Here is an 8,491-nt window from a genome sequence, read left to right as displayed (position 1 = left end):
AGGCTCTATGCCAAGCCTGGTACGGACCTCGATGCCGTCTGTTACGTGCTGCAGGACTATCCCAACCTCGTTGCCGATCTGCGCCGCCTTCGGGCTCGCGTTCACCAGCTGGACGACGAAGCCGCCGACCTCGACCGCCGCGTCGAGCGTCTTCAGGCTGCTTGTCGTGACATCCTCGACCTCTGAGCTGGTACCTTTTTCGCGCACCAGGTGCGCACCTGGTTGAACGGATTGGTACCTGTTCTTGCCTATCTCGCTCTTGGCCAGCGCCGACCCCCTCGGTCATTTGGTACCTAAACGTTCTTCCTGGTCGTCCTCAAGCTTGAGATTTTGGTACCGCATCGCCATTCGCAGTGGTACCATTTTTCAGCCCGGGCACTCGTCCAGGGCGTACATTTTGGTACCAAGGAGCGACGCCATGTTGATCAAAATCCCCGACGCTGACGATGCGTTCGTCGAAAAGCTCAAGCGCCACACTGGCCAGTCCACCGGCTCGAAGGCCTATGCCAAGGCAGCAGCTGAATACAACTTCCTCATGAAAACGGTCGAGTGGCAGAAGGGGGAGATTGCCCGACTCGAACAGCTTCTTGCCGTTCGTGATCAGACCATCCAGGGTGCCCGCGAGGCTGCCATTCGCCTCCTCGAAGCCACTGGCCAGGGTGATCTCTTTGACGGTTCGGTACCAAAACGCTCCGCCGGCGGGCGCCTTCAGGATCCTGAAGCGGACGATTCTGGTACCAATCCAGCAGCAGGGGAGACCCCTGACGCTTTCCTCTCACGCATTAAGGGGGCTCGCAAGTGAAGCCGCTAATCCGTGCCAGCCGACTTCTCGGCTCTGTTGTTTGCAGCATCAAGGGTTCTTGCCGGTACCACATTCCCGGCGGCGTGTACGACGGCTGGACCTGTCACATGTGCATCAGGTGCCACCGTGATGGCTTCCCACCGTCCGATCCGGATGCGCCATGCAATCACGGCATCTATGACCTTGTACCGGGCGATCCATGGGATGCGTACTATCGCGACGCTCGTTGGTTCTCCTGGCTCCCGTTCCCCCGCTGGCTTTAGTTTGGTACCACCGAATTGCCAGATCGGCGCGGGCCGACTCCAGCTCGCCGCGCCGATTGGTACCAAAATCGCGCACCAGGTCTTCGTCCTGGAACGAATTCCGGTACCGCTCGGTGCACGTCCGCGAACGCCTCGCCTTCAGCCGCTCCGAACTCACCTCGCGCCATGATCACCCCACGGGCGCGCACTGCGGCGACACATAGCGCACGGAGCTGATGCACGTCCTGGGCAAACAGATCTCCGAGGAACGACCCGCCCGCCTAGCCCAGCCGGGGCGGCTCGATGGTGATGCGCAATCGGATTGCTCTTGCCGTCTTGCAGTTCGGAATTCTGAACATTGCGTCCAGTATGCTGCACGGCTCGGGGTGGGGGTGCTGTAACACCCCCACTTTACCCCGGAACTCCGGGGTTTTCCCTCGCGCCCCCGTGTCTTCCGCCGGGTTGAGCGCCACACTTTGCCCCGGGGTTTCACCACACTTCACCCCGGGTTTCCGGGGTCATCTCCCCAGAGCGACGACTAGTCCTTTCGCGAACAGCATTACGACAAGCCCCCACGTCAGGCCTAGCGCCATACCGCCCATCCATATCCCAAGGGCTATTTCATAGGCCAGCCGCCGCTCCGGCGTATGCCTCACCCGCCCATAGCGGATGTCGTCATCGTCTCGCTCGGCTTTCATCAGTCTTTCCCTAGCACTGTCTCTCTGTAGGCCTTTACGTCCTGGGCCGAAAGCGTCGACAGGTGCTTCCAGATGAGAGCCCCGAGCAAATCGCTCTCTTTCACGTCCTCCTTCCGCTCAACGATCAGCTTGATCCGCTTCGCGTTCAGGGCTTCTACGGCCTCGTCTCGCAACCTGTAGGTCTTCGCCATAAATGTGATTTCACCTCGCCATCACGTGTGATTTCCGACGGACGTGATTTTTGCACGTATTGCATTGTCATTTGTGATTCGGCTATAAAGCGCCGAAAGATCATTTGTGATTTTTCAACAGATGACTAAATCACAGGGCTACCGCTAGGGATTTGCATGTTTTACGACTGGATCAAGGCCTATCAGGAATACCCCTTCGAGCTGCCCCGGCGCGCTGACATCTACGTCCGCCGCTTTGATGCTCAGACCGAAGAGCTGTTGAGCGAGTCAGCTCCGGCTTTCTTCGCAGAGGGTAGTTACTGCACGACCTTTCGCATCCATGTCTGCGGCCGTCGCATCACCGTCGACGGCAACCCCAGTCGCTTCGACCGCCTCGATAACGTTTTCGGCATCCAATCGCTCGACGACTGCATGCGCGCTATCAACGCCGTTCTTCTCTGTGAAGGCCTCCCACTGATGACCAAGTGTCGAACTGTCCAGCGCCTGCAGGACGGAAGCGCAATCGCAGACGGCGCCGTTTTTCAGCGCCTCGACCTCACGTCCAATTTCTATGTAGGGCAGGGCAACGAACGCGATTACCTGCGCGGGATTTCCAGTCAGCGTTACCGGAATTCCATTGCGTACCTCTATCCGGACGGCAACACCGTTGTCTGGACCCCTCGCGGCGGCGAGAAGGCCGGCCGTCTCGTTTACCCCGGCAATTACAACAAAGCTGCCGAACTCGATGCCCACCTCCTGCCCAAGGTCAAGCGCGCCTACGGCGAGGGCTCCGATGAATACCGTTACGTCCAGGCGTTGCGCGACTGGTGCGCGTCTGTCGGTCTCGTTCGCTCGGAAATCAAGCTCCGTAGCGAGTATTTGAAGCGTGAACGCCTCTGTTTTTGGGGGCTTTTTGATGAATCGAAGCTGGCGGAAATCCAACGGGATTTCCTCTGTGTAGGCGACAAGCTGCAGGTGACAGCAATGGATATTTTCAGCATCAGCGAACAACTCGTAGCGGAGGGGATTTGCAAGTCGAAGCAAGCTGCAACCCGCACCGCGCTGTACGCCATGGAATGGATGCACGGCAAGAAGTTTGACCTCAATTTGTCGTCGGTTCAGGAACATCGCGCGCGACTTCGCCGTATCGGGATCGACATCAAGCTCCCGTACGACGCCACCCGCCATGGTGCCGTGTTCATCCGTAACGTCCGCGAGGTCGAACGCTCCTTCGACGCCCAGGTCCCGGCCTTCTACCGCCCTGCGGTCGTTCCCCGTCACCTCCAGCTCGTGCAGGTGGCCGCGTGAACCGTCTTCGTGTTCTCCGCCAGCGCGCTTCACGCGCCGGAATCTTTGTTTGGCGTTTCGATGATGGTTGGCGCGTCGTAAGCGCTGACTGTGTTTCCGACGTCATGTCATACCGTCAAGCCTGCCTGTGCGCATCCCGTGAGGCTCTTCCTCATTCTCCTGTGAAGGTCATTTTTGACTTCCACGTTCACCAGCACGGCAACGCCCTGGATGAACTCGCAGCGGGGACCTTCTGATGCGTCTGTACCTGCTCGTCCAGTCCTGTGCCGGCATGCTCGTCCCGCCGCATCGTCTCGCCCAGGTCGGCGGCGCCGTCGTCGTCGCTGGCCTCGATGACGTGCCGTACACGCCCATCCAATGGGAACCCCTGCACACCAGCGCAATCAGCCGCGGCCAGCGCCTGCAGCTCGATATGCGTGCCCGCATGCGTGCTGCTGCAACTGCCTCGCCACTTCGCTCCCAGGTCGACGCGACCCTCTCTCTCATGGCTCAACGCGCCGCCGAAGGCGTTGATCTCCAGCCTTCTGAGAACAGGCGTCCGTCTGACCAGTACCTGTATCCGTACCGTGATCTGGAAGAGCAGGGAACGCCCTGTCTCGCTGACTGGATCGTCCGCTAAGGGCCGCCCTGGGCCGCCCCATTTAAGGAGAGTCACTATGTCGAAAATTGCACGTGGTTTCGTCCAAGCCGTCATTGACCGCGGGGAGGGCGACAAGGCCTACGCCATCGTCGGCATCGGCGTGAACATCGTGAACCGCAACGGGTTCACCGAAACCCAGGTCATGGAATTCCAGGTGCGCGGCGAGCAGCTCAAGAAGGGCCTGCACAACGCCTACCGCCAGCATGTCGGGGCTGAGGTCTTTGCCCCGTTCACGGACGAAATCGACACCTACTACAAGGACAATCCCCGCATCCGCTACAGCCTCACCGGCCTTCCTCTGCGCCTCGCTGAGCAGGTCCCGCAGCAGGATCGCCCGGGCGTGAAGCCTGCCGCCGTGCATCCTGAACCCCAGGCCAAGGCCTCCTGATGCGCGCCGCCATCCTCTGCGACGGCACCCTGTCGATAGCGGCGGATGGTGCCCCCCTGTGTGCCGGCACGTGGGTTTCGGCCCCTGTGCCTGTGCCGTTCGACGTCAGCCAGCTCGACCCGGCAGTCCTGGGTCAGGCGTTTGGCGTCGGTCTGTCCCTGGCCTTTACGGTGTGGCTCCTGGGCTACCCGATAGGCCTCATTCTCAAGATGCTCAAGTAAGGAGTTCCACATGAAAGCCTCCAAGCGTTTCCTGAAGTCCCTGGCCGGTGCCTCCCTGATGACCGCCGTTGTCGCCCAGTCCGCTCACGCTACTGGCCTCGCTGACCTGGCCGCCGGTATCGACAAGGCCGACATCATCGCCGGCTTCGTCGCCGTGGCGTTGCTGATCGCCGCAATTCTGGCCTCTCGCATGGGGATCAAGAAAATTCTCGGCATGATCCGCTGACAACTGCCGACGGCAACTTCGCAAGGGGCCTTCGGGCTCCTTGTTTCGTCTTGAGGGTGAATAAAATGGAATTCTGGCCGCAACTTTACCAATACACGTTCTTTGCATTCGGCTTCATTGTTGGTATTACGATTGTAAGGGGCTGGCAATGATTAGGTATGTCGCGCTACTTCTGTTCTTTCTTTCAGGTACCGCCTCTGCCAACTATTTTTGGCGTATTGCTGAAACCACAATCGAATACCCATCTGCAGTATCCGCCTGTAAAGATAAGATTTCTAAGTTTTCTAACACTACATATAGCAGTGTTAAATCAATAAACGATACCGTTTATTCGTGTATGGGTTTAAATCAATTCGGTAACGAGCAGGACTATGGTGGCGCCTATAGGTACGGAACTTCTTGTTCTTCTGACACCACATATGACCCGTTGACCGGTGAGTGCAAAGGCGTTTTCAGTTCCGCTGGCACCCGCTGTGGTGATGTTGACGCAACTGGCTACCCCAAGATTTACAATAGCTCCGGCGAATGCGTCCAGGCTGCCCGTGCCGATATTGCATCTTTCTGCAAATTCCACGGCCAGGACGAAAATTACAAAGACTCAACTCTCAAAGATGTATTGGTACAGAAAGATCCAAACGGAAACCCCATCCAACCCACCGATACCGCTCAGTTTGGATGCACGGTCAAAGTGACCGGCGCCAACTGCACAACACCTCCACCAACTGAAACCTGTGCCGACGGTGTGTGCGTTGTAAAAGAGCGCTCTGCTGTTTGCACGCTCAACGTTCACCACACAGGCGAAGTTTTCAATAGCAAGGCTGACCCTGGTGTTCTCGCAAATGCTCGATGCGTTTCCGGCGATTGTTTGCCGCCTCCGCCCAAGCAAGAAACCAAGTCCGAACCGTGCACGTATGTATCGACTGGTGCCAACTCTGTTGCGTGCGTTTCCAGCCAGTTTTTTACCAAGGAAGGTCAGAGCCAGTGCGGCACCGTGAATGGCGTTCTCACCTGCAAGAACGACATGCCCAAGCCCATTTCTGGCGGCATTCGCATTTCAACCGAAGTTAAAACCGAGGCTCTTCCAGATGGCGGAACAAAGACCACGAAAACCGATAAGCGCACTGATACGAAGTGTACGGGCATGGCTCTCGTTAACTGCATCTCGGGTGTTACTACGTCTAGCACGGTTACTGTTAAGGACGGCAAGGGTAATGTTGTCAGCACGACCGGAAGTTGCACCGGAAAGAGTTGTCCTGACAAAAACACTAACCCCGATTCAGATGGAGACGGTTTCGGTGATTGTGTTGGAGGCGATTGCAGTACGGGTGAAGGTGATGGGACCGCTACTGGTGGACTTACAACGCCGGAACTCGACGAAGCGCCCGAATATGCCGACTCTGTACAGCAGTATATTGACAGATTGTCAAATGCACCGATTGCAAAAGCCCTTAAAGGCATTACCGTGCCGTCCGGCGGTACTTGCTCTATTGGGAGCGCTCAAACGTTCTTCGGCTCCATAGACTTCAGTTCGTTCTGTTCTTCGGCGCCTCAACTTCTCAACGGCTTGCGCTACTTGTTCCTGGCGATATGGGCGTGGGCCGCTATTCGACTCTTCTTCACCGCGTGAGGTGACTACATGAACTTCCTAGAGAAAATACTCGGCTGGTTCAAGGCTGCTTTTGAAACGCTCCTGGGTTGGTGGTTGGATTTCGTTCTATGGCTCCCGAAAAAGGTTTGGGGCTACGTGTTCGACGGTCTCGCAACTGTTATTGAGAAACTTCCGGTGCCGGACTTTGTTTCACAGGCCGGAAGCTTCATGAGCCAACTCCCATCCGGTGTTGTGTTCTTCTTCCAGTACTTCGCTGTAGCCGAGGGCCTTGCAATGATTACCGCATCATTGTTGCTGCGGTTCATCCTCCGTCGAATTCCGTTCATTGGGTAAGGGGAGGGCGGTCATATGGCTCTTAACGGTTATTTCGGTCGCCCTGGATCAGGGAAAAGTTACTCAGTAGTTGAGTACGTGATCATTCCCGCACTCAAGAAGGGGCGTCACGTTGTTACCAACATCCCCCTGGAATCCGAACTACTGGTCCAAGTGTTCGGTGGCCAGATTACGCAACTTCCGCTCGACGCCCTGGAGGATGAAAAGTTGCCTGAGCTGATCCCTCATGGTGCTGTCGCCGTGATCGACGAATGCTGGCGACGGTGGCCATCTGGCCAGAAGGTGTCGGCGGCTCCCGTTGGCGACCTCCAGTGGCTCAAGGAACACCGCCACCGCGTGGACAAGGCAGGCAACGCCATGCAGGTTGTGCTCGTCACTCAGGACCGTTCCGACCTCGCGTCGTGGGTCCGCAAGCTGATCGCCCACAGTTTCGAGATGAACAAGCTCGAAGAGGTCGGCCTTGCGAACCGCTTCGGCATCAAGGTCTACAAGGGTTGTCCGACCGGCGAACGCGTCCCGGCGAAGTACGTCATCCGCGAGGCCTATGGCACGTACAAGCCCGATATCTACCAGTACTACCGGAGCGCCACTCAGAGCGAAGCGGCTGACCTCAACGTCGGCGACGAAAAGGCCATGGACAAGCGTTCCAACCTGTTCAGCAGCTGGCAGGCCATCGGCTCCATGGGGTTCATCGCGTTTGCCATCCTGGGCGGCTTCTGGCTCGGATACGGCTACGTGATGCCCAAGCTTCACCCGGAGCGCTATGCCGAAGACGGCTCTGAAATCGTTGCTGACGCCGTAGAGGTTCCTGTCATGCCGGCATCGGCGCCCTTGGTGAACCCACCGCCTGAAGCGTTCGGCCAGCAGATCGTCCCCGGCCAGGGACTCGTCCAGGGCGTACCGCCTCAACCCACAGCGCCTTCCGGCCCGGTTGAACCTCCGCTGTCCGGGCAGTGGCGCATCGTTGGCGAGATCCGCAGATCGGACCAGCGCCGCGAACAGGGCTGGGATTCACAGATCGGCTACGGCTACAGCAGCACGGACAGCCGCGACAACTGGGCGCCGGATATGGTCATCCTCACCAGCATGTTCGGTAAGCGGCTCGTCACCATGGATCAGTGCAAGCGGTTCCCTGATGGCATCCAGCTGTATTGCGACATCGACGGCCAGCGAGTGACCTCGTGGAGCGGACAGCAGGCCGCATCCTCAATAGCCCCGACCGGACGTGACGTGCTGGCACCAGTGACCGGCGGCGGCGAGCGGAGCGACCCGCGCCCGGTCACTGGTGACCAGCGCGCAACCTCCACGCGGGTTACTATTGTCGAGGACACCAGTCGCACCCCTAGGACACTCACTGGCAAGGAGCAGGCGCTATGACGGATTCATTCGACTACTTGACCGAGCTGCGTGGCGACTCGGCTCACGTTTATGCGTGGAAGGTCTGGTATCTGCGAGAGGGCCGGCACTTCGACAATTCTCGTCGTCACCCGGACCATCAGCTGCCCGCTCACATGCATCGTGGTCTTTACGACACCGGTTACAAGTGTCCTGCACAACGCTGCGTCGCACGAAGGGTCAGCCCCTGGACTCGGGCGCTCGATCTCGCGTTGGTCGTCGGCGCTCTAGGCTGCGTCGCCTGGATCGCGCACTTCGTCTTCACCGCGCTGTTCTGCTTCAAGCCTGGAATCTGCGGCTGATTGCTCAGGCTTTCATACCCCAGGTTGCTCATAATGGACGGCGTTACGTTGAGCGGGGTCCGGACACTGGCGTAGCCTCCGGGCCCTGCGTAACGTAATGGCGATTATGAGTGACCCCATCCCCCTCCCGATCCCGCCGCACCTTGTCCGCGAAGCC

At 58.5% G+C, this 8,491-nt stretch carries 12 protein-coding genes; 10 read left to right on the top strand and 2 right to left on the bottom strand.

Annotated elements, in window-relative coordinates; genetic code table 11:
• On the bottom strand, positions 1 to 207 hold a 207-nt coding region (locus RTK35_RS29920), incomplete at its 3' end, for a hypothetical protein (protein WP_316909679.1).
• A 211-nt stretch (positions 208 to 418) separates the two neighbouring features.
• Here RTK35_RS29920 and RTK35_RS29915 point away from each other — a divergent pair.
• A complete protein-coding gene (locus tag RTK35_RS29915; protein WP_316909678.1) occupies positions 419 to 802 on the top strand; it encodes a hypothetical protein in 384 nt (127 codons plus the stop codon).
• Between the two features lie 939 nt (positions 803 to 1,741).
• Here the strand turns inward: RTK35_RS29915 and RTK35_RS29910 are convergent.
• Positions 1,742 to 1,933: a hypothetical protein gene (locus tag RTK35_RS29910; RefSeq protein WP_170050763.1), complete on the bottom strand. Its 192-nt coding sequence runs from the start codon at positions 1,931 to 1,933 to the stop codon at positions 1,742 to 1,744.
• Positions 1,934 to 2,089: 156 nt separating this feature from the next.
• Between RTK35_RS29910 and RTK35_RS29905 the strand changes: the two genes are divergently transcribed.
• The 9 genes from RTK35_RS29905 to RTK35_RS29865 all read left to right on the top strand — a co-directional run bounded on the left by RTK35_RS29905 (position 2,090) and on the right by RTK35_RS29865 (position 8,334).
• Positions 2,090 to 3,220, top strand: coding sequence for a phage/plasmid replication protein (locus RTK35_RS29905; protein ID WP_316909677.1), 1,131 nt, complete (start codon positions 2,090 to 2,092; stop codon positions 3,218 to 3,220).
• 235 nt (positions 3,221 to 3,455) lie between these two features.
• Entirely contained in the window at positions 3,456 to 3,839 is a 384-nt protein-coding gene (locus RTK35_RS29900; RefSeq protein ID WP_316909676.1) for a hypothetical protein, read from the top strand.
• Between the two features lie 37 nt (positions 3,840 to 3,876).
• Positions 3,877 to 4,248 carry a hypothetical protein gene (locus tag RTK35_RS29895; RefSeq protein ID WP_316909675.1) on the top strand — a complete coding sequence of 124 codons (372 nt, stop codon included), beginning with the start codon at positions 3,877 to 3,879 and terminating at the stop codon, positions 4,246 to 4,248.
• Positions 4,248 to 4,469, top strand: coding sequence for a hypothetical protein (locus RTK35_RS29890; RefSeq protein ID WP_316909674.1), 222 nt, complete (start codon positions 4,248 to 4,250; stop codon positions 4,467 to 4,469). Before RTK35_RS29895 ends, RTK35_RS29890 begins: the two co-directional genes overlap by 1 nt.
• Positions 4,470 to 4,479: 10 nt before the next feature.
• Positions 4,480 to 4,695: a hypothetical protein gene (locus RTK35_RS29885; protein WP_316909673.1), complete on the top strand. Its 216-nt coding sequence runs from the start codon at positions 4,480 to 4,482 to the stop codon at positions 4,693 to 4,695.
• A gap of 148 nt (positions 4,696 to 4,843) precedes the next feature.
• Entirely contained in the window at positions 4,844 to 6,322 is a 1,479-nt protein-coding gene (locus RTK35_RS29880) for a hypothetical protein (RefSeq protein ID WP_316909672.1), read from the top strand.
• Between the two features lie 9 nt (positions 6,323 to 6,331).
• A complete protein-coding gene (locus tag RTK35_RS29875; protein ID WP_316909671.1) occupies positions 6,332 to 6,637 on the top strand; it encodes a hypothetical protein in 306 nt (101 codons plus the stop codon).
• Between the two features lie 15 nt (positions 6,638 to 6,652).
• Complete coding sequence (locus RTK35_RS29870) at positions 6,653 to 8,014, top strand: zonular occludens toxin domain-containing protein (RefSeq protein ID WP_316909670.1); 1,362 nt, start codon at positions 6,653 to 6,655, stop codon at positions 8,012 to 8,014.
• On the top strand, positions 8,011 to 8,334 hold the full coding sequence (locus RTK35_RS29865) for a hypothetical protein (RefSeq protein ID WP_316909669.1): 324 nt from the start codon (positions 8,011 to 8,013) through the stop codon (positions 8,332 to 8,334). Before RTK35_RS29870 ends, RTK35_RS29865 begins: the two co-directional genes overlap by 4 nt.
• The last annotated feature ends 157 nt before the right edge of the window (positions 8,335 to 8,491 follow it).

The sequence above is a fragment of the Pseudomonas sp. zfem003 genome (genome assembly GCF_032621675.1).
Taxonomy (GTDB): Bacteria; Pseudomonadota; Gammaproteobacteria; order Pseudomonadales; family Pseudomonadaceae; genus Metapseudomonas; species Metapseudomonas otitidis.
Note: the sequence above shows the minus strand (reverse complement) of the source record. Positions and strands in the feature narration are given on the sequence as shown.

Excerpts from the sequence above, each read along its gene's own strand:
- RTK35_RS29915 (WP_316909678.1), top strand. The coding sequence starts at position 419 with ATGTTGATCAAAATCCCCGACGCTGACGATGCGTTCGTCGAAAAGCTC.
- RTK35_RS29910 (WP_170050763.1), bottom strand. The coding sequence starts at position 1,933 with ATGGCGAAGACCTACAGGTTGCGAGACGAGGCCGTAGAAGCCCTGAAC.
- RTK35_RS29905 (WP_316909677.1), top strand. The coding sequence starts at position 2,090 with ATGTTTTACGACTGGATCAAGGCCTATCAGGAATACCCCTTCGAGCTG.
- RTK35_RS29900 (WP_316909676.1), top strand. The coding sequence starts at position 3,456 with ATGCGTCTGTACCTGCTCGTCCAGTCCTGTGCCGGCATGCTCGTCCCG.
- RTK35_RS29895 (WP_316909675.1), top strand. The coding sequence starts at position 3,877 with ATGTCGAAAATTGCACGTGGTTTCGTCCAAGCCGTCATTGACCGCGGG.
- RTK35_RS29890 (WP_316909674.1), top strand. The coding sequence starts at position 4,248 with ATGCGCGCCGCCATCCTCTGCGACGGCACCCTGTCGATAGCGGCGGAT.
- RTK35_RS29885 (WP_316909673.1), top strand. The coding sequence starts at position 4,480 with ATGAAAGCCTCCAAGCGTTTCCTGAAGTCCCTGGCCGGTGCCTCCCTG.
- RTK35_RS29880 (WP_316909672.1), top strand. The coding sequence starts at position 4,844 with ATGATTAGGTATGTCGCGCTACTTCTGTTCTTTCTTTCAGGTACCGCC.
- RTK35_RS29875 (WP_316909671.1), top strand. The coding sequence starts at position 6,332 with ATGAACTTCCTAGAGAAAATACTCGGCTGGTTCAAGGCTGCTTTTGAA.
- RTK35_RS29870 (WP_316909670.1), top strand. The coding sequence starts at position 6,653 with ATGGCTCTTAACGGTTATTTCGGTCGCCCTGGATCAGGGAAAAGTTAC.
- RTK35_RS29865 (WP_316909669.1), top strand. The coding sequence starts at position 8,011 with ATGACGGATTCATTCGACTACTTGACCGAGCTGCGTGGCGACTCGGCT.